The sequence below is a fragment of the Mesorhizobium sp. LSHC412B00 genome, assembly GCF_000503035.1.
Taxonomy (GTDB): domain Bacteria; phylum Pseudomonadota; class Alphaproteobacteria; order Rhizobiales; family Rhizobiaceae; genus Mesorhizobium.
Map to the genome: position 1 here is coordinate 650279 of NZ_AYWB01000001.1, position 24956 is coordinate 675234.

The 24956-nt window shown below is 62.7% G+C and carries 28 protein-coding genes; 15 read left to right on the top strand and 13 right to left on the bottom strand.

What is annotated here, in order from left to right:
• The first annotated feature begins 71 nt into the window (after positions 1-71).
• From X757_RS161570 to X757_RS161525, 10 genes are all read left to right on the top strand, one after another.
• Positions 72-740 carry a response regulator transcription factor gene (locus tag X757_RS161570; RefSeq protein ID WP_023683295.1) on the top strand — a complete coding sequence of 223 codons (669 nt, stop codon included), beginning with the start codon at positions 72-74 and terminating at the stop codon, positions 738-740.
• 94 nt (positions 741-834) lie between these two features.
• Entirely contained in the window at positions 835-2088 is a 1254-nt protein-coding gene (locus X757_RS161565; RefSeq protein WP_023671890.1) for a flagellar hook protein FlgE, read from the top strand.
• A gap of 176 nt (positions 2089-2264) precedes the next feature.
• Positions 2265-3719, top strand: coding sequence for a flagellar hook-associated protein FlgK (gene flgK / locus X757_RS161560; RefSeq protein ID WP_023725158.1), 1455 nt, complete (start codon positions 2265-2267; stop codon positions 3717-3719).
• Positions 3720-3722: 3 nt separating this feature from the next.
• Positions 3723-4766, top strand: coding sequence for a flagellar hook-associated family protein (locus X757_RS161555; protein ID WP_023671892.1), 1044 nt, complete (start codon positions 3723-3725; stop codon positions 4764-4766).
• A gap of 30 nt (positions 4767-4796) precedes the next feature.
• Positions 4797-5144, top strand: a complete 348-nt coding sequence (flaF, locus tag X757_RS161550; protein ID WP_023671893.1) for a flagellar biosynthesis regulator FlaF — start codon at positions 4797-4799, stop codon at positions 5142-5144.
• On the top strand, positions 5141-5584 hold the full coding sequence (gene flbT / locus X757_RS161545) for a flagellar biosynthesis repressor FlbT (RefSeq protein ID WP_023683290.1): 444 nt from the start codon (positions 5141-5143) through the stop codon (positions 5582-5584). The genes flaF and flbT overlap by 4 nt, the downstream gene beginning before the upstream one ends.
• Positions 5584-5991, top strand: a complete 408-nt coding sequence (flgD, locus tag X757_RS161540) for a flagellar hook assembly protein FlgD (RefSeq protein WP_023671895.1) — start codon at positions 5584-5586, stop codon at positions 5989-5991. The genes flbT and flgD overlap by 1 nt, the downstream gene beginning before the upstream one ends.
• 24 nt (positions 5992-6015) lie before the next feature.
• Positions 6016-6282, top strand: a complete 267-nt coding sequence (gene fliQ / locus X757_RS161535) for a flagellar biosynthesis protein FliQ (protein WP_023671896.1) — start codon at positions 6016-6018, stop codon at positions 6280-6282.
• A gap of 71 nt (positions 6283-6353) precedes the next feature.
• Positions 6354-8222 (top strand): asparagine synthase (glutamine-hydrolyzing), encoded by a 1869-nt coding sequence (asnB, locus tag X757_RS161530; protein WP_023725159.1) that lies wholly within the window; start codon positions 6354-6356, stop codon positions 8220-8222.
• Between the two features lie 223 nt (positions 8223-8445).
• Entirely contained in the window at positions 8446-10089 is a 1644-nt protein-coding gene (locus tag X757_RS161525; protein WP_023671898.1) for an MFS transporter, read from the top strand.
• A 23-nt stretch (positions 10090-10112) separates the two neighbouring features.
• Here the strand turns inward: X757_RS161525 and X757_RS161520 are convergent, their stop codons facing one another.
• The 8 genes from X757_RS161520 to X757_RS161485 form a co-directional block, all read right to left on the bottom strand.
• Positions 10113-10481: a cupin domain-containing protein gene (locus tag X757_RS161520; RefSeq protein ID WP_081725355.1), complete on the bottom strand. Its 369-nt coding sequence runs from the start codon at positions 10479-10481 to the stop codon at positions 10113-10115.
• A gap of 58 nt (positions 10482-10539) precedes the next feature.
• Entirely contained in the window at positions 10540-11925 is a 1386-nt protein-coding gene (locus X757_RS161515; protein WP_023725160.1) for an FAD-binding oxidoreductase, read from the bottom strand.
• Positions 11926-11960: 35 nt separating this feature from the next.
• Positions 11961-13076: an ABC transporter ATP-binding protein gene (locus X757_RS161510; RefSeq protein ID WP_023671901.1), complete on the bottom strand. Its 1116-nt coding sequence runs from the start codon at positions 13074-13076 to the stop codon at positions 11961-11963.
• Positions 13073-13870 (bottom strand): ABC transporter permease, encoded by a 798-nt coding sequence (locus X757_RS161505; RefSeq protein ID WP_023671902.1) that lies wholly within the window; start codon positions 13868-13870, stop codon positions 13073-13075. Before X757_RS161505 ends, X757_RS161510 begins: the two co-directional genes overlap by 4 nt.
• The gene (locus X757_RS161500) at positions 13870-14742 is read right to left on the bottom strand and encodes an ABC transporter permease (RefSeq protein ID WP_023671903.1); all 873 of its coding nucleotides are present in this window, start codon (positions 14740-14742) and stop codon (positions 13870-13872) included. Before X757_RS161500 ends, X757_RS161505 begins: the two co-directional genes overlap by 1 nt.
• Before the next feature lie 22 nt (positions 14743-14764).
• Positions 14765-15841 (bottom strand): extracellular solute-binding protein, encoded by a 1077-nt coding sequence (locus X757_RS161495; RefSeq protein ID WP_023686368.1) that lies wholly within the window; start codon positions 15839-15841, stop codon positions 14765-14767.
• Positions 15842-15878: 37 nt separating this feature from the next.
• Positions 15879-16532, bottom strand: a complete 654-nt coding sequence (locus X757_RS161490; protein ID WP_027049833.1) for a helix-turn-helix domain-containing protein — start codon at positions 16530-16532, stop codon at positions 15879-15881.
• Between the two features lie 71 nt (positions 16533-16603).
• Positions 16604-16888, bottom strand: coding sequence for a hypothetical protein (locus X757_RS161485; protein WP_023671906.1), 285 nt, complete (start codon positions 16886-16888; stop codon positions 16604-16606).
• A gap of 170 nt (positions 16889-17058) precedes the next feature.
• Here X757_RS161485 and X757_RS1000000167730 point away from each other — a divergent pair, with 170 nt between their 5' ends.
• Entirely contained in the window at positions 17059-17373 is a 315-nt protein-coding gene (locus X757_RS1000000167730; RefSeq protein WP_155921527.1) for a hypothetical protein, read from the top strand.
• 39 nt (positions 17374-17412) lie between these two features.
• On the opposite strand, the gene X757_RS161480 is transcribed toward X757_RS1000000167730, so the two are convergent.
• Entirely contained in the window at positions 17413-17712 is a 300-nt protein-coding gene (locus X757_RS161480; RefSeq protein ID WP_023671907.1) for a putative quinol monooxygenase, read from the bottom strand.
• 123 nt (positions 17713-17835) lie between these two features.
• On the opposite strand from X757_RS161480, the gene flhA reads away from it, so the two are divergent.
• From flhA to X757_RS161465, 3 genes are read left to right on the top strand one after another with little or no spacing between them, the layout of a single operon-like run.
• Positions 17836-19923 (top strand): flagellar biosynthesis protein FlhA, encoded by a 2088-nt coding sequence (gene flhA, locus X757_RS161475; protein ID WP_023671908.1) that lies wholly within the window; start codon positions 17836-17838, stop codon positions 19921-19923.
• Complete coding sequence (gene fliR, locus X757_RS161470; RefSeq protein ID WP_023691740.1) at positions 19920-20672, top strand: flagellar biosynthetic protein FliR; 753 nt, start codon at positions 19920-19922, stop codon at positions 20670-20672. Before flhA ends, fliR begins: the two co-directional genes overlap by 4 nt.
• 1 nt (position 20673) lies before the next feature.
• Positions 20674-21057, top strand: coding sequence for a hypothetical protein (locus X757_RS161465; protein ID WP_023725161.1), 384 nt, complete (start codon positions 20674-20676; stop codon positions 21055-21057).
• Between the two features lie 142 nt (positions 21058-21199).
• On the opposite strand, the gene X757_RS161460 is transcribed toward X757_RS161465, so the two are convergent.
• Positions 21200-21964, bottom strand: coding sequence for a Stf0 family sulfotransferase (locus X757_RS161460; RefSeq protein WP_023725162.1), 765 nt, complete (start codon positions 21962-21964; stop codon positions 21200-21202).
• A 232-nt stretch (positions 21965-22196) separates the two neighbouring features.
• On the opposite strand from X757_RS161460, the gene X757_RS161455 reads away from it, so the two are divergent.
• Positions 22197-23156, top strand: coding sequence for a glycosyltransferase family 2 protein (locus tag X757_RS161455; protein WP_023686377.1), 960 nt, complete (start codon positions 22197-22199; stop codon positions 23154-23156).
• Here X757_RS161455 and X757_RS1000000166155 read toward each other — a convergent pair.
• From X757_RS1000000166155 to X757_RS1000000165625, 3 genes are all read right to left on the bottom strand, one after another.
• Positions 23086-23763 (bottom strand): polysaccharide deacetylase family protein, encoded by a 678-nt coding sequence (locus X757_RS1000000166155; RefSeq protein WP_198024379.1) that lies wholly within the window; start codon positions 23761-23763, stop codon positions 23086-23088. The two genes, X757_RS161455 and X757_RS1000000166155, sit on opposite strands and share 71 nt — an antisense overlap.
• An 80-nt stretch (positions 23764-23843) precedes the next feature.
• Complete coding sequence (locus X757_RS1000000165620; RefSeq protein ID WP_156933403.1) at positions 23844-24248, bottom strand: glycosyltransferase; 405 nt, start codon at positions 24246-24248, stop codon at positions 23844-23846.
• Complete coding sequence (locus X757_RS1000000165625; protein WP_023725165.1) at positions 24233-24856, bottom strand: hypothetical protein; 624 nt, start codon at positions 24854-24856, stop codon at positions 24233-24235. The genes X757_RS1000000165620 and X757_RS1000000165625 overlap by 16 nt, the downstream gene beginning before the upstream one ends.
• Positions 24857-24956 lie beyond the last annotated feature (100 nt).

Sequence of the window (24956 nt, forward strand, 5' to 3'; positions counted from 1 at the left end):
TTGTTCAGGATTCCCGGCACCGGTTACGGCTCTTCCCACGGGGCAGATGATCTGATTCGGAGGCGGGGCCGATGATTGTAATCGTTGACGAGCGTGAGCTCGTAACTGAAGGCTATAATTCACTTTTCGATCGTGAGGGCGTCGCCTGTGCAGGCTTCGCGTCCGGTGAATTCGGCGAGTGGGTGACATCGGCCGCCGACACGGATTTGCGATCGGTCCGAGCCTTCCTCATCGGCGACTGCCGCGAAGGCGCCATCTCGCCACGCCAGATCCGCGACCGCACCGGCGCTCCGGTTATCGCGCTCAGCGAACAGCACTCGCTTGAAAATACGCTGCGGCTGTTCGAGAGCGGTGTCGACGACGTCATCCGCAAGCCGGTCCATATCCGGGAGATCCTGGCCCGCATCACCGCCATCCGCCGCCGCGCCCATGAGGACGTCAGCTATACCGAGATCGGCGCCATGCGCATCTTCATGGACGGCCGCGATCCCGAGATCGATGGCCAGCCGTTGCCTCTGCCGCGCCGCGAACGCCGCATCCTCGAATATCTGGCGAGCAACCGCGGACGCCGCGTCACCAAGACCCAGGTCTTCAACGCCATCTACGGCATCTTCGACGAAGAGGTCGAGGAGAACGTCGTCGAGAGCCACATCTCCAAATTGCGCAAGAAGCTGCGCGAAAAGCTCGGCCAGGACCCGATAGATTCCAAGCGCTTCCTCGGCTACCGGCTGGTGTTCTGATGCCGGTCTGCGCCAGCCTCGCGCAAGACAAAAATTATATCCTCGCGACCACAGACATAGGCCCAACGATCTTGGGCATTGAGGAGACGTTTCGATGAGCCTTTACGGAATGATGCGGACCGGCGTTTCCGGCATGAACGCCCAGGCCAACCGCCTGTCGGCGACAGCCGACAACATCGCCAATTCCGACACCACCGGCTACAAGCGATCCTCGGCCGAGTTTTCGACGCTGATCATGCCGCAGGTCGGCGGCGCCTATAATTCCGGCGGCGTCAACACCACCATCCGCTCGGCCATCAGCGCCCAGGGCGTGCTGCAGTACACGACCTCGGTTTCCGACCTTGCGGTCAACGGCAACGGTTTCTTCGTCGTCCAGGACCCCAGCGGAACGCCTTTCCTCACCCGCGCCGGCGCATTCGTTCCCGACGCTCAGGGCAGGCTGGTCAACGCCGCCGGCTACCAGCTGATGGCATACAGCTACGCCAACGGCACGCCGGCAGCCACCGCCAACGGCTTCGAAGGGCTGGTTCCGGTCCAGATCTCCGACCAGGAAATGACGGCGACGCCCAGCACCACAGGCAATTTCAACGCCAATCTGCCGGCTGGCGCCACGCCGCCCGCCGGTCCGCTGCCTTCCACCAACAGCCCGACCGCCGAATACACGTCGAAGTCCTCGATGGTCACCTACGACAATCTCGGCAACAAGAAGCTGCTCGACGTCTATTTCACCAACACCGGCACCGGCGCCTGGTCGGTCTCTGTGTTCGACCAGTCCCAGGCGACGCCGGGCACATCCTTCCCCTATACGGGCGGCGCGCTGGCCACGGCCAACCTGACCTTCGACACCACCACCGGCAAGCTAACCGGCGCGGTCGACAGCATAACGATCCCCGTACCGGGCGGTGCGTCGCTCGACCTCGATTTGTCCAAGCTGACTCAGCTCGGCACCGGCTTCACGGTCTCCGAAGCCAAGGTCAACGGCAACGCGCCCAGCACGATCGAAAAGATCCAGATCGGCGAGGACGGAGTCATTTACGCCCAGTATCAGGACGGCTCGACCAAGCCGCTGTTCAAGATCCCACTGGCCGACGTCCAGAGCGCCGACAACCTCACCGCACTGCCTGGCAATGTCTATGCGCAGTCCACCGACTCCGGCACCGTGCGCATCGGCTTCGCCAATGAAGGCAAGCTCGGCAGCATCATCTCCGGCGCGTTGGAAAATTCCAACGTCGATATCGCCGAGGAATTGACCAACATGATCGCGGCGCAGCGCAGCTACACCGCTAACTCGAAAGTGTTCCAGACCGGTTCCGACCTCATGGATGTCCTTGTCAACCTGAAGAGATAAACGACGGGCGCCAGGGGAATGAACCCAAACCAGAGCAGCGCGGTGCGCGGATTTCGAATTCAAGGCCACACCGGCAAACCGGCCGGGGTGGTCTGGAATTGCAGGTTTCCGAACGCCGACGCCGCCGACAGGGCAGAGACGTCATCCCCTCCCCACTGGCCTCGTGAAAGACCCGCATGTCGCTGACTTCCGCATTGACCATAGCCCAACAGTCGCTTCAGACCACATCGAAGCAGACCAGCGTCCTTTCCCGCAATATTGCCGACGCCAGCAACCCCGACTATGCCCGCCGCACGGCGGTCGTCGTCAGCAGCGCGCCCGGCTCCCGCTCGGTCGAGATCCAGCGCGCCACCAACGCCCTGCTGTTTCGCCAGAACCTTAGCGCGCAATCGGCATGGAGCGGCCAGAGCACGCTTTACAGCGGAATTGACCGCCTCGCCGTTGCCGTCAACGGCGTCGACAACGCCTCCTCTGCCTCGACCGCGATCGGCAAGCTGCAGAACGCGCTGCAGCTTTACGCCGCTACGCCATCCAACCAGAACCTCGGCTCCAGCGTCATCGACGCGGCCCAGCAGGTGGTGCGCGCTCTGAACGACGGCACCAACGCGATCCAGGATTTCCGCACCCAGGCCGATGGCGAGATATCAACGGCGGTTAACGATCTCAACTCGCTGCTTAGTCAGTTCCAGGACGCCAACAAGGCGGTCATCTCCGCAACCCGTTCGGGTACCGACGCATCCGACGCGCTCGACCAGCGCGACGCTTTGCTGAAGAAGATCGCGGACTATGTGCCGGTGTCGACCTTCACGCGTGGCGACAACGACATGGTCATCACCACCAAGGATGGCACGACACTGTTCGAGACCATTCCGCGCTCGGTAAGTTTCACCCCGTCGGCGGGCTACACGGCCGGCACACCAGGCAACACCATCTACATCGACAATGTGCCGGTCAGCGCCGGGGCTGGCGGCAACACCAGCGCCGACGGCAAGCTCGCCGGGCTCATCACCTTGCGCGACGGCGTCGCGGCGACGATGCAGAGCCAGCTCGACGAAGTGGCGCGCGGCCTCATCACCGCCTTTGCCGAAACAGCACCTTCGCAGCCCGACCGAACCGGCCTGTTCACCTGGTCGGGTGCGCCCGCCATTCCGGCCGCCGGCACGCTGATCGACGGGCTTGCCGGCTCGATCAAGGTCAACGCCGCAATGGACTCGAGCGTCGGCGGCAATCCGGTGCTGCTGCGCGACGGCGGCGCCAATGGTGCGGCCTATATCGCCAACACTGCCGGCAACGCCTCCTATTCGCAGCTCTTGATCGGCTATGGCGACAAGCTCGACAAGCCGATGCCTTTCGACGCTGCGGCCGGCATCACCGTCACGTCCAGCGTGTCCGACTACGCCGCCAATGCCATTGGCTGGTTCGAAGGCCAGCGCCAGCAGGCCTCGAGCAACGCCGACGCCAAGGAAGCGCTGGCATCGCGCACCGCCGAGGCGCTGTCCAACGACACCGGCGTCAATGTCGACCAGGAGATGTCGCTGCTGCTCGACCTCGAACACACCTATCAGGCCTCGGCGCGCATGATGAAAACCGTCGACGACATGCTGTCGGCCCTGCTCGATGCCGTAGGATAAGCCATGAAAGCCACATCCGTCTCATCAGCCGCCCTCTCCAACGCCGCGCGCTATCAGCAGATGCGCATGCAGGCCGAACTGGTCAAAGCCACCAAGGAATCGACGACCGGCACCGTCGCCGATGTCGGTCTGGCGCTCGGCGCGCGCACCTCGCAGGCGGTCACCTTCTCGCGCGACCTCGACCGGTTGAACGTCATCATCGATTCCAATTCGCTGGTCACCGCGCGGCTGTCCTCGACGCAGGCTGCGCTTGGCCAGCTTTCCGACACTGCGCAGAATTTGCTGACCGCGCTGACCGCCGCCGGCAATTCCTCGAGCACCATCACGCAGCAAGCCGGCAAGGCCGCCGTGCAGCAGATGACCTCTATCCTCAACGCCAGCGTCAACGGCGAATATCTGTTTGCCGGCACCAACACCGACGTCAAGCCGATCGACGATTTCACCGCCGCGGGCTCGCCGGCCAAGGCGGCGTTCGACGCTTCCTTCTCGTCGTATTTCGGCTTCACGCAGGCCGATCCGCTCGCTGCCAACATCACCGCCGCCCAGATGGACGGCTTCATCACCAGCAATGTCTTGCCGCAGTTCATGGGCTCCGGCTGGCAGGCCAACTGGTCGAACGCCACCGACCAGCAGATCGTCAGCCGCATTTCGCTGGGCGAAACCACCCAAACCTCGGCCAGCGCCAATGACGACAGCATCCGCAAGCTCGCCATGGCTTCCGCCCTGATCACCGGCCTGCTGTCCGGCAATATCAGCCAGGCGGCGAAGACCACCGTTGTCGGCCGCGCCCAGGCGATGGTCGGCGAGGCGCTGGGCGGGCTAGGGCAACTGCAGGCCGAGACCGGCCTTGCCGAGAAGCGGGTCTCCGACGCCAGCGACCGCATGAAGACGCAGGTCGACCTGTTCGAGCGCCATATCCTTGATCTGGAAGGCGTCGACCCCGCCGAGGCAGCCACCCGCGTCGCGGATCTGACGCAGCATATCGAGACGTCCTTCGCGCTGACCGCGCGCCTGCAGCAGATGAGCCTGCTGAACTACCTGACCTGACAATCTCAACCGCAACGGTAGAGCCAAACGATGTACCAATTCTCCTACGCCGACATCCAGACCGACTCCGTTGCCGATGCGAAAGATCGCGAGCGGCAGCTTTTGACCCGCTCGATCGAAATGCTGGCGGCGGCGGCGGCGGTCGGCCACACCTCGATGGAGGCGGTCGAAGCGCTGCACTTCACCAACCGGGTCTGGACCACCTTCGTCGAGGATCTCGGTTCCAGCGACAATGTCCTGCCCAAGGAACTGCGCGCCAACCTCATCTCCATCGGCCTGTGGCTGCTGCGCGAGGCCGAGGACATCCGCCAGGGCCGCACCGACAATTTCGAAGGGCTGATCGAAGTGTCCCAGATCATCCGGGACGGCATTCAATGACCAACACGCTGAAGATATCGCTGAAGCCGAACGAGAAGATCTACATCAACGGCGCCGTCATCCGCGTCGACCGCAAGGTCACCGTCGAGCTGATGAACGACGTACAGTTCCTGCTCGAGAACCATGTCATCCAGGCCGACGATGCCTCGACGCCGCTCAAGCAGCTCTATTTCATCCTGCAGGTGATGCTGATGAACCCGGCCGGCGCCATCGAGGCGCGCGCCATGTTCCGCCGCTCGCTGCCCTTGCTTTTGGCAAGCTTCGAGGATGAGCAGATCAGTGGCGCGCTGAAGCAGATCGACCGCATGGTCGGCGAGGACCATATCTATGAAGCGCTGAAGGCTATCCGTGCGCTTTATCCGCTCGAACGCCGCGCACTTGGCGGCAATGACGATGTTCAGGGTGCGAAGCGCCCGCTGGCCGTGGGAGCACAATACTGATGAATGTGGACATGACGACGACGATCCCCACGGGCGCCAACCAGGGCACCCAGCAGACGTCGAAGACAGCGGTCGACTACCAGTCGTTCCTGAAGCTGTTGATCGCCGAGATGAAGAACCAGGATCCGACGAAACCGATGGATTCGACGCAGTATGTCGCCCAGCTCGCCACCTTCTCGCAGGTAGAGCAATCGGTGCAGACCAACACCAAGCTCGACCAGATCATGCAGTCCTCGGCGCTGTCGCAGGCCGATGCCTTGATCGGCCGCTCGATCACCTCGGCCGACGGCAAGACGACCGGCGTCGTGGCCTCGGTCAAGCTTGCAAGCAACGGCGTGATCGCCGTGTTGCAGAACGGCACCGAAGTGCCGGTCGGCGCGGGCGTTTCGATAAAGCCGGCCAGCTAGACAGTTCCATAGAGGCGCGCTCACATGAACGAGGCCGACGCACTCGACATCGTCCAGTACGCGGTATGGACGGTGCTTGTTGCTTCCGCGCCGGTGGTGCTGGTCGCCATGGTGGTCGGCATCGGCATTGCCCTGATCCAGGCCCTGACCCAGATCCAGGAAATCACCCTGACCTTCGTGCCCAAGATCGTCGCCATCATGCTGGTCGTGGCGCTGACCGGTCCGTTCATCGGCAGCCAGATCTCGGCCTTCACCAACGTCATTTTCGAGCGCATTGAAAACGGGTTCTAGGCAGCGCTTGCAGGCGGCTGTGTTCCGGCTAGATTGCAGGCCATGACTCAGGCAGAACTCACCGGCAGGCCATGTGCGGAATAGCCGGCGTCTGGCGCAAACGAAACCCGATCGACGCCAACGACCTGTCGGATGTCGCCAGCATGATGCAGGCGTTGGTACATCGCGGCCCCGACGATCATGACAGCTGGCACAACAATCGGCTGGCGCTCGGTCACCGCCGACTTACCATCATCGATCCCTCGCCCGCCGCCCGTGAGCCGATGCTGACTTCTTCCGGCGATGGCGTTCTCGTCTACAATGGCGAGGTCTACAATTACCGCTCGCTGCGCGAAACGCTGCAGGCGCAAGGCGTCGTCTTTCGAACCATCTGCGATGCCGAAGTGGTTCTCGAAGCCTTGCATCACTGGGGCCCCGAAAAAGCCGTGCCGCTGTTCGACGGGATGTTTTCCTTCGCCTATTTCGACGCTCGCAGCAGTGCGCTGTGGCTTGCGCGTGACCGTCTTGGAATCAAGCCGATGTCGGTGGCCGACACGCCGGAGCGAATCCTGTTCGCCTCGGAGGACAAGGCGATCCTCGCCTGCGACGGTTTTCCGCGCGACATCGACAGCCGCGAGATCACCTTGCGGCTTGCCTGGCAGAGCCGCGATTCCAGCTACAGCCTGTTCGACCGCATCGAGCGCCTGCCGCCCGCCGGCCTGTGGAAGATCACCGATGGCGTTATCGAGAAGCGCCGCTTCTGGCATGTGCTGGACGTGCTGGAGACCGCGCGCATTACCGGCGATGCATCCTCTGATGCTGAACACATGGCGACGCTCGAGGCGTTGCTCAAGGACAGCGTCGGACTTCACTGCATCGCCGATACCAGCGTTGCCACCGCCTGCAGCAGCGGTGTCGATTCCGGCCTGATAACGGCGCTGGCAAAGCGGTTCAGGCTGGAAGTCCATGGTTATGTCGTCGACCCGCAGCTCGGCCACAGCGAGGCCGAAGACGCCGAACGCACCGGCCGCCATGTGGGCGTGCCCTTGCGCCGGGTGCCGGTCGACAGGAACCGGTTTTTCGAGCTTTGGCCAAGGGTAATCTGGCATCTTGAAAGCGATGGCTGGCACGCCAGCCATGTCGCGCTGCTGGCGCTTGCCGAACGATGCCGGGCCGATGGCGTCAAGGTGCTGCTCACCGGCGAAGGCGCAGACGAATTGTTTGGCGGCTACCCATTGCAGGCCTTGAGCATGAAGAAGTGGCGTTCCTGGTCGTGGCCCCGGCGCCTGGTCCATTCGAAGCGCTCGCTCGACCGGAGATTCGAGCAACAGCGTCATGCCCCCTACAAGGTCTCGGCTGGAAGCCACTCACAAATGGATCGCAGCATGGTCCTGCGTGCTTTGTCGCCGGAGCTGAATTTTCTGCAAACCGAGATCTTCGACCGCCTGGAGCCGGTTATGCCGCCCGCGGATCGCGCCTTTCTCGGTAGTTGCCTCTACGACCTCTATTCGCATCTGCAGGACATCCTGCACCGGCACGACCGGCTGAGCATGGCGGCGTCCGTGGAACTGCGGGTCCCGTTCCTGGAAAACCGCCTGATCGACTTCGCCATCCATTTGCCGAGGCGGCAGAAATACCGCGACAAAACAGGAAAATGGCTTTTGCGAAAGGTCGCTGAAAAGCATATTCCGCGCCAGAACGTCCAGGCGCGCAAGATCGGCTTCGAGATGTCGTCGCAATTTTCGGCCGGCACGGAGACTTTGCTACGCGGCGGTTTCCTGCGCGATGCCTTGAAATGGCCCGCCGCGAATTTGGAGGACATGGTCCAGTTGGCGCGGCGCGAGCAACCGTCCAGGCTGCGGCTTGTCGGCATGGAGCTTTTCCTGCGCCTTCACGCCGGCGGCGAGACGACAGGCACGCTGACCGAAGCGTTGCATACCGCTGCGCGGGACAGAAGCTGACTTCGCGCGCGGCCGACAGCCCCGCGCAGTGGACCAATGAGAACATCGCTCTGGGTAGCGGACCATTCCCGGCTGACGTATTTTCGCCTTGCTATCCTGTTGTTGGACCATGATCTTTTTCGAAGACGCGTTCGCCCTTTTGGATGTCGTGCTCTATTTCAAACGGATGCCATGATTGTCGTCCCCGCGGACGAAACCAGCACGTTAAGGTGGGACAGGTCTGATGATCGATGACGAGCCGGACAGCGAACGCGTTTCGGCGCTGGCGCCGTTCCGGCACGGCATCTTCCGCGCCGTCTGGTCGGCCAGCCTGGTGTCGAATTTCGGTGGCCTGATCCAGGGCGTCGGCGCCGCCTGGATGATGACCACCATCGCCACGTCGCCCTATCAGGTGGCGCTGGTCCAGGCCTCGGCCACTCTGCCGATCATGCTGTTTGCACTCGTCGCCGGCGCCATCGCCGACAGCTTCAACCGGCGCAAGGTGATGCTGATCGCCCAAATCTTCATGCTGGTCGTCTCTGCACTTCTAACGCTGTTCACCTGGAACGGCTGGATGACGCCGTGGACGCTGCTTGCCTTCACCTTCCTAATCGACAGCGGCACGGCGCTCAACAACCCGTCCTGGCAGGCATCGGTCGGCGACATGGTGCCGCGCAACAAGCTGCCGGCCGCGGTTGCACTCAATTCACTGGGCTTCAACCTGACACGCAGCGTCGGCCCGGCGATCGGCGGCATCATCGTTGCCGCCGCTGGTGCGGCTGCTGCGTTCGCCGCCAATGCGCTGAGCTATATAGGTCTCATCATCGTGCTCTTCCGCTGGAAGCCGGAGCTGCCGGTCTCGACGCTGCCGCGCGAGACGCTGGGCGCCGCCATGGGCGCCGGCCTGCGCTATGTCGCCATGTCGCCCAACATCGGCAAGGTGCTGGTCAGGGGCTCCGCCTTCGGCTTCAGCGCCGGCGCGGTTTTGGCGCTGCTGCCGCTGGTGGCGCGCGACGTCGTCAAGGGCGATGCCTTGACCTACGGCATCATGCTCGGCGCCTTCGGCATCGGCGCCGTCGGCGGCGCGCTGATAAGCGTGCGTCTCAGACAATTGCTGTCCAGCGAGACGATGGTGCGGATGGCCTTCGCCGGCTTTGCCGTCTGCGCCTTCAATGCCGCCATCAGCCTCAATGCCTGGCAGACTGCGGCGGGTTTGCTCATCGGCGGCGCCTGCTGGGTGATCGCGCTGTCGCATTTCAACGTCACGGTGCAGATGTCGACGCCGCGCTGGGTCGTCGGCCGGGTGCTGTCGGTCTACCAGACGGCGACCTTCGGCGGCATTGCGCTGGGCAGCTGGATCTGGGGCGTCGTTGCCGATGCGCATGGCGCCGAAACCGCGCTGATTGCGGCGGCCATCGCGATGCTTGTTGGCGGCGCCATCGGCCTGTTCCTGCCGCTGCCGCAGCAGACGACTCTCAACCTCGACCCGCTCAACCGCTTCAAGGAGCCGCATCTCGGCCTCGACCTGAAGCCGCGCAGCGGCCCCATCGCCATCATGATAGAGTACATTATCCGCGACGAAGATGTACCCGAATTCCTCGCCACCATGGCCGAGCGCGGGCGCATCCGCCGCCGCGACGGCGCCCGCAACTGGACGCTGGCTCGGGACCTAGAAAATCCCGCAGTCTGGATCGAACACTACCACACGCCGACCTGGCTGGAATACATCCGCCACAACCGGCGCGCCACCCATGCCGACGCCGTCGTCGGCGAGCGGGTGCGGGCGCTGCACAGCGGCGACGAACCGCCGCGCGTGCGCCGCCTGATCGAGCGCCCGACGACCGCCGGCACCGCGCTGGTCTCGCCGAAGGGGCCGATCGATCACTGAGCTCGCCATAGCCGTAGCGCCGGTCAGCCGGCGCTCTGGATCATGTAGAGCTTGCGCGTGGTCTCGCGTATCAGCCACTCGCCCTTCCAGCCCTGCGGCAGGACGAGGAGATCGCCCGGACCGAGTTCCCGCACCTCGCCATCGATGCGGCTCAGTTCCACGCGCCCCGAAATGATGTGGCAGATCTCCGACGAGTCCGAACGATCGGCGGTGAAGCGGCCGGGCGTGCATTCCCAGATGCCGACATCGACAGTCCCGTCAGGCGATTGAAAGAACGAGCGCACGGCCTCGACCTGATCGCCTTCAATCGAGCTTGGCTTAGGAGAGAACGCGCCGATCTCGGCCTTGGCGAGATCGTGGAAGGTCGAAAGATCGATCAAGTCTAGCTCCATGGATAAGAGCAATTCCAGGAAAGGGGTCTGCCCCGGAATTGCGTGAGAACAAATGGCTTTAGTGGCCGGTGATGCTGTCGGCCAACGCGGCCAGCTTCGAGGTGCGCGCAAGCCCTGCCGCCTCGCGGCCATCGGCAATGCGATAAAGCTGGTACATCGAATGCACGCCCAGCCAGCGGAAGGGCTCCGGTTCCCATGGCCTGACCTTGCGGTTGACCCAGGGCAGCTTCGTCAGCTCGGTGTTTGCCCCGAGAACAAGGTCAGCCAGCGTGCGCCCCGAAAGGTTGGAGCTGGACACGCCGAGGCCGACATAGCCGCCGGCCCAGCCGATGCGGGTCGCGGGATCGAGGCCGACCGTGGTGCACCAGTCGCGCGGCACGCCGAGCACGCCGCACCAGGCGTGATCGATGCGGCATCCCTTGGTCTGCGGCAAGAGCGTCGTCAGGATCGTGTGCAGCTGGTCGATCGTGGCCTGCTGCGTCTGGCCGTTGACGTCGGTGCGCGAGCCGTAGCGATAAGGCACGCCGCGTCCGCCCATCGTGATGCGTCCCTCACGCGTGCGCTGGGCATAGCAATAGGCATGCGCCGCATTGCCGAGCAGTTCGTGCCCTTCCCAACCGATGTCGCGCCACAGGTCGGCAGGCAGCGGCTCAGTCACGATCTGCGCGCTGTTGAGCGCCAGCCAGGTCCGCTCCTCGCCGGGGATGCCTGATGTAAAACCCTCGGTCGCGCGGATGATCCTCTCCGCCTGCACCGTACCGCGGTCTGTCGTCACGCTGCCCTTGGCGATGCTTGTCACCGTCGTCTTCTCATAGATCGGCACGCCCAGCCGCTCGACGGCATCGGCAAGCCCACGCACCAGCTTGGCCGGCTGCACCCGCGCCTGGCCATGGACGACGAAGCCGCCCATGACGTTACGGATGTTGATGCGCGTGCGCGTTGAGGCGGCGTCCAGCATCTCGACGCGGTTCGGGTCGACATCCCAGGAACGGATCGTCTCGCATTCTTCGCGCACGCGCTCCAACTGCGCTGCGTTGGTGGCCACCGTCAGATTGTCGACGCGGCGAATGTCGGCGTCGATGCCTTCCTCGGTCGCGACCCGGATCACTTCATCAACGCAGCCTGCCATCGCCGCCTGCATCGCCATCACGCCTTGGCGGCTCGATGTCTTGAGATATTTTTCGCGCGACCAGCTGAAGCCGCCCGACAGCCAGCCGCCATTGCGCCCCGAAGCGCCGAAGCCGGCAAATTCGCGCTCGACGATCACGACGCGCAGCGATGGCTTCGCCTTTTTCAGATAGTAGGCGGTCCACAGGCCAGTATAGCCGGCGCCGACAATGGCGACATCGGCCTCGATGTTTCCAGGCAAGTGCGGGCGCGGAACGGGAACCGCCCCCAGATCCGCATACCAGAACGATATGTCGCCGTTGCGCTTGGCTTGCATGGAATGACTTTCAGATGGGATCAGGCCAGATGGGATCAGGTGAGTGTGGTGTCGGCGCTTGCGTCGTCCGCCAGCAGCTTGGCGTCGCTGCCGTCGAAGCAGAGCTCGACCTTGTCGCCGAGGCCAAAACTCTCGCCGGTCACCGGTGAGCGCACGATCGCGGCCGAGCCGTCGGCGAGCTTAACTTCGTATTTCGATTCCGAGCCGAGATAGATGGCTTCCGCGATCGTCCCCGACAGGCGGTTGGCGCCATTGGCAGCACTTTGGCCGGCTCTTTGGATCGCGAGCTTTTCGGGACGCAGCAGCATCACCGGACTGGCTTCTCCCGACAGCTTACGCGGTACCGTCACCGTCTCGCCGGCGATGCTCAGCGCGGTGCTGTTGCCATCGCTGCGCGCCTTGCCGCGCAGCACGGTGGAATCGCCGATGAAGCGGCCGACGAACAGCGTTGCCGGCTCGTCATAGAGCTGACGGCCGGTGCCGACCTGCTCGATGCGCCCGCGGTTGAACACGGCGATGCGGTCGGACAGCACCAGCGCCTCTTCCTGATCATGCGTGACATAGACGAAGGTGGTGCCGAGCTCGCGGTGGATGCGCTTGATCTCGAGCTGCAGCCATTCGCGCAGCTTCTTGTCGAGCGCGCCGAGCGGCTCGTCCATCAAGAGCAGCGGCGGGTCGAAGACGATGGCGCGTGCCAACGCCACGCGCTGCTGCTGGCCTCCCGACAATTCGCTGGGATAGCGATGCGCAAAATCGCCCATCTTGACCATGTCGAGCGCCCTTGCCACGCGTGTCTGCCGCGTCGCCTGGTCGACGCCGCGCAGCGTCAGCGGATAGGCGACGTTGCGGCCGACGCTCATATGCGGGAACAGCGCGTAGTGCTGGAAGACGACGCCGATGTTGCGCTTGTGCGCCGGCACGCCGACGACGCTCTTTTCCCCAACCAAAAGCTTGCCGCTGGTGACGTCGGTAAAACCGGCGATCACGTTGAGCGTCGTCGTCTTGCCCGAACCACTGGGGCCAAGCAGCGTCATGAACTCGCCGGGCTCGATGCGCAGCGACACGCCGTCCAGCGCCTTGAAGCCGCCATAGGCCTTGCTGATCGCTTCGAGATCGATCGAGGCGCCCTTGCTTGTCGGCTTCGGATTCATTGGCGTCCTTTCCGCTCGCGGCCAAGAAGGAGCATGCCGCCGGCGATCAGGATCGTGGTCGCGAAAAGCAGGATCGTGCCGACGGCCGCCACCGTCGGGTCGGCATCGCGCGTAATCGAGGCGAAGATCTGCACCGGCAATGTCTTGAGATAGGGGTTCGTGATGAACAGCGACACGACAATCTCGTCGAACGAGGTGGCGAAGGCGAACAGCAGGCCCGAGAGCACGCCCGGCGCGATCAGCGGCAGCGTCACCGTGCGAAACGTGGTCAGTGCGCCGGCGCCCAGGCTGGCTGCGGCTGTCTCCAGCCGGCGGTCGAACACTTCGAGACTGGCCGAGACCGCGATCAGCACGAAGGGCAGCGCAAGGATGGTGTGGGCCAGCACGAAGCCGAGCAGCGTCCCGACGAGCTGCGTGTCGAGATAGACGGCATAGATGCCGATCGCCAGCACCACGCCCGGCACCACCATCGGCGTCAGCATCAGCATACGCAAAAGGTTCGCCGGCCGCGCCTTCATGCGGTCGAGGCCGAAGGTGGCAAGCGTGCCGAGCACCGTCGCCAGCACCGCCACGATCGAGGCGACCTTCAGCGAATTCAGGAAGCTGTTCGACCAGTCCGGATTGGTGGCGAAATTCTGGTACCACTGCCAGGAAAAGCCTTGCGGCGGAAACGCCAGCGATTTGTTTTCGTTGAACGACATCGGCACCACGACCAGCGTCGGCGCCACCAGCCATATCGCCACCAGCAGGCAGACGAGCCCGAGAAGAACGCGGGTGAGCGGCTTCATCTCCATCAGCGCCGCCCCGCTTCCCGATGCCTGGACCGCATCACAGGTGCTGCCAGCGCCAGCAGCACGAAGGTGGTGACCAGCAGAACGACGCCCATGGCGCCGCCCCTGCCCCATTGCAGCAGGCTCAGCACCTGCGTCTGCACCAGCGTCGACAGCATGGTCGAGCGCGGGCCGCCGAGCAAAGCCGGCGTGATGTAGAAGCCGAGCGACAGGATGAAGACGATGACCGCGCCGGCATAGACGCCGGGCAGCGACAGCGGCAGATAGACGGTGAAGAACGCGCGCGACGGCCGCGCACCGAGGCTTTGCGCCGCACGCATCAGCCTGAGGTCGATGCCTTGCATCACGGAATAGAGCGGCAGGATCATGAACGGCAACAGCACCTGCGCCATGCCGATGACCACGCCGGTCTGGGTGCGGATCAGCTTGACCGCGCCGAACCCGACCGAGCGCAGCAACGAATTGATGACGCCCGAATCCTGCAGCAGGATCACCCATGACAGCGTTCGCACCACACCACTCACCCAGAACGGGATCAGCACGCAAAGCACAAGCACCAGCCGGACGCGCGGCCCGACCGCGGTCATCAGATAGGCATAGGGATAGGCCGCGATGACGCAGACCAGCGTCACCCAGGCCGAAATCACGAAAGTCCGCTGCAGCACTGTCAGGTTGACCGGCGCGCCGAAGAACCAGGCATAGTTCTGCAGCCCCCACTCAGGTTCCGACAGGCTGCGCAGCACGATGGTGAGCAGCGGATACCCGATCACCGCGACGAGCAGGATGAGCGCCGGCGCCGTGAGCGCGAACGGCCGCCATGCCCGACCCGACCGCGCATGGGCGGCGGGTTGGGCGATGGGTTCGGACGCGCTCACGGCCTGGCTCTCACTTGGCTGTTCAGTTGCCGGCCATCAGCGCCGACCACTTCTCCTGCGCCACCGGGAAGTTCTCGACCCAGAACTTGATGTTCTGCTTGTAACCCTGCTTCTGGCGCTCGGGCGTGTTGGTCAGGAAGGCGGCGACCGACGCATCGACCTTGGGCTGCGCGTCATTGTTGATCGGCGTATAGGAGGTCTGCTGCGCCAGGATCTCCTGCGCCCCCTTGCCGAGATAGGCATTGAGCAGCGCATAAGCCGCATCCGTATCCTTGACGCCGACCGGAATGGTCATCTGGTCCATCACCACCAGCCAGTCCTGCCAGGCCGGCGCATATTTGGCGCCGTTCTTCACCGCCGTCATGGCACGTCCGGTCCACATCATCAGCATGTCGGCTTCGCCAGATTCGGCAAGCTGCTGCGATTCAGCGCCGGTCTTCCAATAGATCGTGTCGGGACCGAGCTTGCGGATGACATCGATGGCCTTGTCGATGTCGGCCACCGTCATCGCCTTCGGGTCGCCGCCAGAGGCCTTCAACGCCTGCTCCAGCAGGCCGCCCGTCGGGTCGCCCGAACCGTCGAGCGCGCGCGTGCCGGGGAATTTTGCCGTGTCGAAGAAATCGGCCCAGTTCTTGGGTGGGTTATCCCCATACTTCTCCTTGTTGTACATCAGCACGACGCCGTAGTTCATGGCCGGCACCGAGCATTCGCCGACCTGGCCCTCGGGCACCTTGGAGACGTCGAGCTTGCTGAAATCAAGCTTCTGGAACAGCTTGCCGCAATAGACGTAAGGCGGCAGGTCGGCGGTGTCGACGACGTCCCAGGTGACGTTGCCGGATTCGACCTGCGCCTGCAGCTTGGCGATCTCTGTCGGCCCGTCATTGAGCAGCGTGGCGCCGGACTTTTCGACGAACTCCTTGAGCGCGGCGGCCTGGCCGTCCTGGTAGATGCCGCCATAAGAGACGAGCGTCAGCGTCTTGCCCTTGAGCGAGCCTTCCTTGACCTCACCCGCGACAGGCTTTTCCTGCGCGAACGCTGCGGTTGCCAGAACGCCGAGCGCCAGCACGGCGCCAAGGCCAAGATGTCTTGTTTTCAGCATGATTATTGTTCTCCCATTTGACCCGCATGGATTGAACCTACCTGGCTGCGAGCGGTTTCCAGGCCCTGTATTGATCGAGTTCGGCGCGCACCGAAGTCGGTGGCGCAATGATCCACATCACCTCGGCTCGGCCACTGCCGATGTTCTCTGAGCGATGTGCTGTCGATGTCGCGTATTCGATGCTGTCGCCCTCTTCCAGCACATGCCTGACATCGCCGAGCGAAACCTCGACGATGCCGCGCAGCACGACGAGCATCTCGTGCGCGTCGCCATGGGTGTAGAGCGCTGGGCCGGTCGAGCCGCCGATTTCGAACTCGCCGACATAGACTTCCATGTCGCTTAAAGGGGGACGCGAGAGCAGCATCTTGCGGCAGCCGTCGCTGGGCGGCAGGCTCGGCCGCTCGCTGCGCAGCAAGACCCCGCGCTGCCCGGCGGCACTATCCTCGAACAGCATCGCCACGCTTACACCCAGCGCCGAGGCCATCTGGTTGAGCGAGGCGGTGCTGGCGCCGGTCAGGCCGCGCTCGAGCTGGCTGATGAAGCTGGCGCTGGTCCCGGTCAGCTCGGCGAGTTCGCGCAGCGAAAGCCGCCGGCCGAGACGCAGGCTCTTCAGCCGCTGGCCCAGCATCTGATGGGCATGCGTCGCCGTCGAGGCGACGCCATTCTTGACCGGAGCCTGGTCGGTGCTCATCCCGTCTTTTTCTCCCACTGAACAATTTGTACAGTGACACTGTACACGTGGCAAGCGCCGAGTAGGGACATTTAAGATGCCGGCCGAGGCCTAGTCTTCGCCCGGTCGCGCCGCGCCTTGTCGAGTTCCTCCGCGTAGCGCCGCATCAGATGGCCCTCGGTCAAAAGCCCGACAACGGCCCGGTTGTCGAAATTCTCGACCACCGCCAGTTCCTCGGCGACGGCGCGCTGGATGGTTTCGGCGGTGGACCGGACGTTCATGGTCGGCACCAGCACCGCATGCCGGAATTTGGCCGGCGCCAGCACCGGCGTCTCACCATCGGACGGATCGCTGTGCAGTTCGGCGACGATCAGCACGCCGACATAATGCCGGCTGCTTGCGGCGCCATTCTGGCGCTGAGGCGCAGTCAGGCTTGCCGCCCCGCTTCAATTCCCCGCGAGCGTGTCGAGGTATATGAGCGATCGCTTACGCAATCGACGCAGCTGTGTTATTTTTGGCCGTCTCTATTTCCCTCAAGGAGGAGAAGATGAGTGCGCGGGGATTTTTTTCATTAGCTGTCGGCATGATTTTTTTGAGCTCGTCTGCGGTGAGCAATTCAAGCATGGATATGCCGGTTAGGTCTGTTGTGTCACACCCGATGTCTCTTTTTTTGGCGGGAGGCAATCCGGAAAACCAAAGCCGGCCGGCAAAGGAATTTATCCAGACTGCACAACAAGATGTTTGCTGTCCCGGCGGCTACCCTTGGTATCGCAATTCGACGAACACCTGCTACGGCAGCTATGAAGACTGCCACGATACCGATGGCGGCGGATGGTCCTGCAGACAGGTCAACGCCTGCTAGATTTTCTTGGGCCCACGCCTTCTTGACTGTGCCCGGTCCTCAGATCGGCTTCGGCTCGCCGGCCTCATAGAGCATGAGGTTGCGCTCGCCTATGCCGAGCGATGCCCAGCTCGCCCGCCAATCGGCGATGTGAGGCGAGCGGAAATGCGCGTCGAGCGCGGCCCTGTCGCTCCACACCTCGGTTACATGGATGAGCCCGACGTCGAGCACGTCCTGCGCGTAGGAGTATTCGATGCAGCCGGGCTCCGCACGGCTGCCCAGTATCATGCGCCGCATGGCCGGCCTTGCCTCGTCGAGCAGTTGCGCAGGCAGGCGAATGGTGCCGATGATCACCAGCATGATCTCTCTCCTCAAGGCCTCTGTCGTCCTGGCAAGTAACCAGTCCTCCCACCCTCGCGCAAGCTTGACCGGTTAGGCTCGAAGGGCTGTCGCGTGCTCGGCAGGCTTGTGATTGGGGACGATATGGCCGTCAGCGAAAGCTTAGCGACAGGAACAGTGGCCAAGAACGGCCGCGATGTCTTCTTCGCCATCGGCATCGTCATCATCCTGGCCGTGCTGTTCCTGCCGATCCCGGCCTTCCTCATCGACATCGGCCTCGCCTTCTCGATCGCACTGTCGGTGCTGATCCTGATGGTGGCGCTGTGGATCCAGCGGCCGCTCGATTTCTCGTCCTTCCCGACCGTGCTGCTGATCGCCACCATGCTGCGGCTGTCGCTCAACATCGCCACGACGCGCATGATCCTGTCGCATGGCAATGAAGGCACGCACGCCGCCGGCTATGTCATCGCCGGCTTCTCCAAACTTGTGATGGCCAGCGATTTCGTCATCGGCCTGATCGTCTTCATGATCCTGATCGTGGTCAACTTCATCGTCATCACCAAGGGCGCCACCCGTATTGCCGAAGTCGGCGCCCGCTTCACCCTGGACGCTATCCCGGGCAAGCAGATGTCGATCGACGCCGACCTGTCCGCCGGCATGATCGACGACAAGACCGCGCAGCTGCGCCGCCGCGAGCTGGAAGAGGAATCCTCCTTCTTCGGCTCGATGGACGGCGCCTCGAAATTCGTCCGCGGCGACGCCATTGCCGGCCTCATCATCACCGCCATCAACATCGTCGGCGGCATCGCCATCGGCTACATCAGGCACGGCATGGGCATGGGCGAAGCCGCCGATGTCTTCATCAAACTGTCGGTCGGCGACGGCCTGGTCACCCAGATCCCGGCGCTTATCGTTTCGCTCGCCGCCGGCCTGCTTGTGTCCAAGGGCGGCACGCGCGGCTCGACCAACCAGGCGGTGTTCGGCCAGCTCGGTGCGCATCCGCGCGCGCTCTATGTCGCGGCCTCGCTGCTCGTCCTGCTCGGCCTGATGCCCGGCCTGCCGTTCTTCCCGTTCTTCACGCTAGCCGCCGGCATGGCCGGCCTTGGCTACGTCATCCCGATGCGCGCCAACCGCGAGGCTGCCGCCGCCGAAGCGATCAAGGATCTGGAGAAGGCGAACAAGGTCGAGGAAGAGAAGAACTCGGTCAAGGCTTCGCTGACCACCGCCGAGATCGAGCTTCTGATCGGCAAACAGCTGTCGACGCGGCTGCTGGTGTCGCATCAGGAACTGGTGTTCCGCATGGCCAAGATGCGCAAGAAATTTGCCACGCAATATGGCTTCGTCGTGCCGGAAGTGCGCGTCGCCGACGATTTCGGCATCCCGCCGAAAAGCTATCAGATCAAGGTCCACGGCACCGTCGTCGCCGAATACCAGATGCGCGTCGGCGAGATCATGGTGCTGCTCGGCAACCGGGATTTGCCCGACGTTCCCGGCGAGGAAATCCGCGAGCCGGCCTTCGGCATGCGCGCCTTCTCGGTGCTCGAAACCTTCGCCGAGGATCTGAAGCGCGAGAACTATACCTTTGCCGACAACATGTCGGTGCTGCTCACCCATTTGTCCGAGGTGATCCGCAACAACCTGCCGCAGCTTCTGTCCTACAAGGACATGAAGGCGCTGCTCGAGCGCCAGGATCCGGAATACCGCAAGCTCGCCGACGAGATCTGCACCTCGCACATCTCCTATCCCGGCCTGCAGGCGGTGCTCAAATTGCTGCTGGCCGAACGCGTATCGATCCGCAACCTGCATTTGATCATCGAGGCTATCGCCGAGATCGCGCCGCATGTGCGCCGCACCGAGCAGATCGTCGAGCATGTCCGCATCCGCATGGCCCAGCAGATCTGCGGCGATCTCTCCGAGGGCGGCATGCTCAAGGTGCTGCGCCTCGGCAACCGCTGGGACCTCGCCTTCCACCAGAGCCTCAAGCGCGACGCCAAGGGCGAGGTGCGCGAATTCGACATCGACCCGCGCCAGCTGGAGGAATTCGGCCAGGACGCGACCAAGGCGATCCGCAAGCATCTCGAGGCCGGCGAGCGTTTTGTCCTCGTCACCGCGCCCGATGCTCGCCCCTATGTGCGCATGATCATCGAGCGCCTGTTCACGACGCTTCCCGTTCTCTCCCATGTCGAAATCGCCAAGGGCGTCGAGATCAAGGTGCTCGGGACGATCTCGTGAACATACTGTCGCAAGGCGTCGTCATCGCCGCCTTCCTCGCCTTCTGTCGCATCGGCGCCTGCTTCATGCTGATGCCGGGCCTGTCCAGCGCTCGCGTGCCGGTCCAGGTCCGGCTGTTCGTGTCGATCGCCGCCACCGGTGGCCTGCTCGCCTTCCTGTGGGACAAGATCTTTCCCTTCGTCGATGCGCGTCCGCAGGTGCTGGCGCCGATGATCATCTCCGAACTTTTGGTCGGCGGGCTGATCGGCGCGATGACGAGGCTCTACATGGAGGCGCTGCGCTTCATGGGTTCGGCCATCGCCATGCTGATCGGCTATGGCGGCACCGGCGGCCCCGCCATCGAGGAGCCAGAGCCGCAGGCGGCCCTCGCCGCCATCATCTCGTTTTCAGCGTTGCTGCTGCTCTTCGTCTTCGATTTCGACCACGAGATCATCCGCGCTCTGGTCGCCTCCTACACGGTGGCGCCGGTCAACGTCTTCTTCAATCCGCAGGCCGCCCTGGTCGATCTCACCGACACGGTGTCGGACGCCTTCTTCCTGGTCATCCGGCTCGGCAGCCCGTTCATCGCCTATGCCATCCTGGTCAATTTGACGATCGGCTTCGTCAACAAGCTGACGCCGCAGATTCCGGTCTACTTCATCTCACTGCCTTTCGTCATCGCCGGCGGCATGATCATCTTCTACTTCGCCATCGGCACCATGCTGTCGCTGTTCGTCGACGGCTTTGTCGATCTGACGCTGGCCAGGTGAGATGAGCACGCGCAAGGAACGGCTGAAGAAACTGGTCAAGGTGCAGGAGCAGCTGAAGGCCCTGCACGAGACGCGCCATGCGGCCTTCCTGGCGGCAGCGGCAACCGCCGAAACCGAGGCCAGGGAACTTGTCCAGCATTTCGACGCCGACCAGTCGATGGCGGTGCTGTTCCCTGACCTCTACCATCGCCGCATCGCCAATGCGCTGGTCCGGCAGGAAGCGAGCCTGGAAAGCGCCAGGCAGGAGATCACGCTCATCGCCACTGCGACGGCGCGCACCAACATGGTCGAACGTGCCTACAAGGACGTGCGCCGACAGGACGAACGCGAACGCTCCGACCGCGACCGGCTCGATCTGATCGCGCAGAGGCGAGGCGGCGAGTAGCTGCGTTCCAGTAAATGCAAGCTTTTCCGGCAGCCTGTCGACAGGCTGGCTTGCGCGCATTGCACGTTCCGCGGTTTGCCGCGATCCTAAACGCGTTTCAGCTTCGAGCGAGATGACCTCTGCAGCTGCGCAGCTCGATGTCCTACGAATAGGCTTTGGTTAGTGGCCGCTTTTTGAAGAACCGCCGAAGATTGGACAGCGTCCTTACAGCTGGTCTCTCCTCAAGCAGCAGATCAATAATCCCGTTGGCTGCGGCATCCGATCGAAAACGCTCTGCCCATTCTTCTGTCAGGCCATCGCGCTGGATCTGAATCGAAGAAGCCGGTCTCTCGGCTGGAGCTGCAACACCCATATGCTCAGCGACCGCTTCCAAAAAAGGTGTCGGATCCTCAAACATCTCCTCATAGACGACATGCTTGTGGGGCAGCCCAAGCATGTCGAGATATTTCGACCAGAACGAGTACCCATCTTCAAGAGAAATGCAGGCTCGGGAGATCTCCGCGAAATCGTAGGCGGCTTTCGCTCCCGTTCCCCTTGCTCTGTTGGTCCATTGCCTGGAAACACTGGCGCGATAGTACGAAATGGCCTGCCGGAGCCGGTCTCGCCGCTCAAGGAAAATCAACCCGATTTCGTGCTTCTTCAGCATTTCAAACAGAAAGTCTTTCTCAAACTTTTCTCGCGTTTCACGCAGATGGCCAGGGAACAGCTTGATGGCGAAACGCCCGTTTTCTGACAATCCGGCCTTGAGGACGGCGCGTTCCAGCTCGTCATAAGAGCGGGCCACGAATTTGAGATGGTCTGGATCCAGCCATTCCCCGAAACACCCCATGGAACCTGTGGCATTCGCAAGGCTTCCAAGCCATTCGGAGCCGCTTCTCGGTACGGTTAAAAGCGCAACGCCCTTCAAAAGAGTATCTCCTCCAACAGCAATGGGTTTATAACGGCGTTCCTCGCAGAACAAATCTCAATTTGCAGCTAGGCAAAGCCGAACGCCCGAAAAACAGTCGCCGGCCGGCGAGCAAGCGAACCGGCGCGCTCCTGTTCACCGGAAAGTTGCCGCAAGAAGGCGCCCGCGCCAAACTGCGGCTTGACCCGAACCTGCAAATCGCAACTGCTGATGTCGGGTGGGGGGCATACGGATGAAAGACATTTCAGTGATCATCCCTGCACACAATGCAGGGCGTTCGATTGCTTCGACGATCCGGTCGCTGGCTTCGGAAGCCGACCTCATCGAGGAAATCCTGATCGTCGACGACGGATCGACGGACGGCACCGCTGAAATCGCCGAACAGACCGGCCGGCAAAGCGGGCTTCCGGTGTTGGTCAAACGGGTGGACCGATTTCAGGCGGGCGCCGCCCGCAATGTCGGCATAAAGACAGCCGTCTCGCCATGGCTCTACTTCATCGACGCCGACGACATCCATCTGAAGGATGGGCTGCGCAACTTGCTGCGCAAGGGCACCGAGCATGGGAGCACCGGAATAGTGGTCGGCTCGTATATCAGGCGCACAGATGGCGTTGACCGGCTCATAGACGCGCCAGCCGGATATGGTCCATCAAAGCTCGAAAACGCAGGCAATTATCTCATTGACAAATGCGAGACGATCAACGTCGGCGCTGCCCTGATCAGAAGCCTGGCGATCGGCACAGTCCGCTTTCCCGAAGGCGTCGCCTACGAGGAGGACACACTGTTCTGGGCAAGGCTGTTGACCCAGGCCGGCGTCGACAAGGTGCCCAACCCGGTGCTGACCTACCAAATATCGACTGCACGGGCCGACAATCGGCTTTTGGTCCAGCCCGCTACGCAGTTTTTCATTTGGCGCAAGGCATTGCGCGAGCTTGGCACTGTTCGGATCGACGAGGATACATTGCGCAGGCGGGAAGCTCTTCTGGCCATCAAGATTGCCCGCGTCCATTACCTCCACGGCAGTTTCCGCACAGCCGAACGATTTCTCATGATCGCCAGGCCTTTGCCGAAGACCGCAAGGACGCAATGGCGGTTCTGGCGGTATCGGCTCAAGCTATGGCTCAATCGGTCGACGAGAACGCCTGAAGGGCCAGGTGGGTCGCACAAAGAGTCGCTGGATCTTCGAACGTAATCGGGCCGGCTTTCTTCAGGAGCGTGATGAACAGGTCCAAATTCTCAGCGGTTGTGGGCAGGCTATCGTGGGTGAGGATAACGCAATCCCGCTTCGCTCGAACTTCGCGAAGCGCGCTCCTGATCCACCCCTTCGGCTGGCGGTGAGGATCCCAATCGTTTGGATCCACATCCCACAGAAGGGTGCGATGCCCGAGTTCATCCGCAATCTCTGAAACGACCCGGCTCAAAGCCCCGAAAGGCGGACGAAAAATCTTCCCTCCCGGCGTGAATGCGGAAATCAGACTACCGGTGCTCTCGATCTCCTGGCGAACTTCCGTTGGTTTAAGCTCGGTCAGACGGCGATGCGAAAACGTATGGTTTCCGATCCGGTGTCCCGCATCGAAGACGCGCTGGACGATGGCCGGATGAGCGGCCACCTTTTCTCCAATCACGAAGAACGTAGCCTTGATCCGATGAAGGTCGAGCACCTTCAAAATCTGCTCGGTATGGCCGGGCTCCGGACCATCGTCGAGCGTAAGCCAGACGCGCTTCGGCAATTTCCCGGCGTCACGCTTCCGGGCGTCAAACGGTGATGAGAAGCGTGGGATTTTCATCTTGCCGGCCATGCACCCCGAAATAGTCAGGCTTCTGTTCCAATGCCCAGCCGCTGAAAGCAACTGCCTCGGCTCGGCGCATGTGGCCGTGTCTACCAAAGCTCTCCGACAAACAGGCGCGCCGCTTCCTCGTGCCCATCGGATAAGGAGGGGTCGCCGCCGAAAGCTTTGGCATGTGACGACCATGCTGCTTGCTGGCCCGGTGCTCGTGCCATGGCGATGGCTTCGACGAGCGCCCGAAAAGAGTACGCGCCGGCGATGACGACGCCGGCATCGGCCTTTTCGACCAAGGGAGCAAACCCGCACGTATCGGTGGTGATCACCGGAAGTGCATTCGCAAGGGCTTCGACGATGACCGTTCCCGTGGTTTCGATTCGGGCAGGATGAATGAGAAGATCCGCCGCAGCCATAACAGCCGGTATGTCGTCTCGGATTCCAATGATCTTTGTTCGGCCCCGGGCGTGTATTGTCACCTTCTGGATCAGGCGGCTGCCCATGCCGCTGACAGGCACGACGCCCACCACCACCCAGACCGAGTCGGGAAATGCCTCCAGCGCCGCCGTTCGCGCGTTCCGTCGGTGCGTAGATGCGGCATGCGCCTCGCCGGATCGAGATTGGGCGAAATGCGTCGAAACCGACTCTCCGGCGTTTTCCAGACGCTCTGATACTCATTTTGCTGGCGCTCGGTCAGCATGATGAGGCTGGTGCGCGAACTTGGCGAAAAGCAAAGCTGCTCCAGCCGCATCTGGGTTCGGTGGCGTGGTGAAAAAGGGCGCCACGCGCCTGTCTTGATCTTCGCGTAAGAGCGATCGCCGGAATAATAGATGTCGAGCATCGGAAGCTTGTTGAAACCGATGATCCGGTCAAACCCCTGGCGATGCGCCTTCAGCGCGGCGCCAAGCGCGATGTCCCTTCCGGGATTGGTTCGATTGTTGGTATCTACAATCTGGATCGAACAGCCGGGGTCTGCGATCGACCCGCGTATTTCCGTGGTCAGGATCGTAACCTCATGCCCCGCCGCCACGATATTCCTGGCGATAGAGAGGCAATCCCGTTGCAGCCCGCCGAAAGTCGACAGGTTGCTGATCGCTATCCCGAAGCGCATTCACCAGCCCTCGGAACGGAAGTAATCCCGGCAAAACACTATATTTGGCCCCCACAGTCGAAACGCTTTGAAAACAAGGAATGCGACAAAAACAAGAATG

Excerpts from the sequence above, each read along its gene's own strand:
- X757_RS161525 (WP_023671898.1), top strand. The coding sequence starts at position 8,446 with ATGATCGATGACGAGCCGGACAGCGAACGCGTTTCGGCGCTGGCGCCG.
- X757_RS161495 (WP_023686368.1), bottom strand. The coding sequence starts at position 15,841 with ATGCTGAAAACAAGACATCTTGGCCTTGGCGCCGTGCTGGCGCTCGGC.
- X757_RS161480 (WP_023671907.1), bottom strand. The coding sequence starts at position 17,712 with ATGCTGGTGATCATCGGCACCATTCGCCTGCCTGCGCAACTGCTCGAC.
- X757_RS161555 (WP_023671892.1), top strand. The coding sequence starts at position 3,723 with ATGAAAGCCACATCCGTCTCATCAGCCGCCCTCTCCAACGCCGCGCGC.
- fliQ (WP_023671896.1), top strand. The coding sequence starts at position 6,016 with ATGAACGAGGCCGACGCACTCGACATCGTCCAGTACGCGGTATGGACG.
- X757_RS161510 (WP_023671901.1), bottom strand. The coding sequence starts at position 13,076 with ATGAATCCGAAGCCGACAAGCAAGGGCGCCTCGATCGATCTCGAAGCG.
- X757_RS1000000165625 (WP_023725165.1), bottom strand. The coding sequence starts at position 24,856 with ATGCGCTTCGGGATAGCGATCAGCAACCTGTCGACTTTCGGCGGGCTG.
- X757_RS161465 (WP_023725161.1), top strand. The coding sequence starts at position 20,674 with ATGAGCACGCGCAAGGAACGGCTGAAGAAACTGGTCAAGGTGCAGGAG.
- asnB (WP_023725159.1), top strand. The coding sequence starts at position 6,354 with ATGTGCGGAATAGCCGGCGTCTGGCGCAAACGAAACCCGATCGACGCC.
- X757_RS161455 (WP_023686377.1), top strand. The coding sequence starts at position 22,197 with ATGAAAGACATTTCAGTGATCATCCCTGCACACAATGCAGGGCGTTCG.
- X757_RS1000000167730 (WP_155921527.1), top strand. The coding sequence starts at position 17,059 with ATGAGTGCGCGGGGATTTTTTTCATTAGCTGTCGGCATGATTTTTTTG.
- X757_RS161565 (WP_023671890.1), top strand. The coding sequence starts at position 835 with ATGAGCCTTTACGGAATGATGCGGACCGGCGTTTCCGGCATGAACGCC.
- flhA (WP_023671908.1), top strand. The coding sequence starts at position 17,836 with ATGGCCGTCAGCGAAAGCTTAGCGACAGGAACAGTGGCCAAGAACGGC.
- X757_RS1000000165620 (WP_156933403.1), bottom strand. The coding sequence starts at position 24,248 with ATGGGCAGCCGCCTGATCCAGAAGGTGACAATACACGCCCGGGGCCGA.
- flgK (WP_023725158.1), top strand. The coding sequence starts at position 2,265 with ATGTCGCTGACTTCCGCATTGACCATAGCCCAACAGTCGCTTCAGACC.
- X757_RS161520 (WP_081725355.1), bottom strand. The coding sequence starts at position 10,481 with ATGGAGCTAGACTTGATCGATCTTTCGACCTTCCACGATCTCGCCAAG.
- flbT (WP_023683290.1), top strand. The coding sequence starts at position 5,141 with ATGACCAACACGCTGAAGATATCGCTGAAGCCGAACGAGAAGATCTAC.
- X757_RS161505 (WP_023671902.1), bottom strand. The coding sequence starts at position 13,870 with ATGGAGATGAAGCCGCTCACCCGCGTTCTTCTCGGGCTCGTCTGCCTG.
- X757_RS1000000166155 (WP_198024379.1), bottom strand. The coding sequence starts at position 23,763 with ATGGCCGGCAAGATGAAAATCCCACGCTTCTCATCACCGTTTGACGCC.
- X757_RS161490 (WP_027049833.1), bottom strand. The coding sequence starts at position 16,532 with ATGAGCACCGACCAGGCTCCGGTCAAGAATGGCGTCGCCTCGACGGCG.
- flaF (WP_023671893.1), top strand. The coding sequence starts at position 4,797 with ATGTACCAATTCTCCTACGCCGACATCCAGACCGACTCCGTTGCCGAT.
- flgD (WP_023671895.1), top strand. The coding sequence starts at position 5,584 with ATGAATGTGGACATGACGACGACGATCCCCACGGGCGCCAACCAGGGC.
- X757_RS161570 (WP_023683295.1), top strand. The coding sequence starts at position 72 with ATGATTGTAATCGTTGACGAGCGTGAGCTCGTAACTGAAGGCTATAAT.
- X757_RS161515 (WP_023725160.1), bottom strand. The coding sequence starts at position 11,925 with ATGCAAGCCAAGCGCAACGGCGACATATCGTTCTGGTATGCGGATCTG.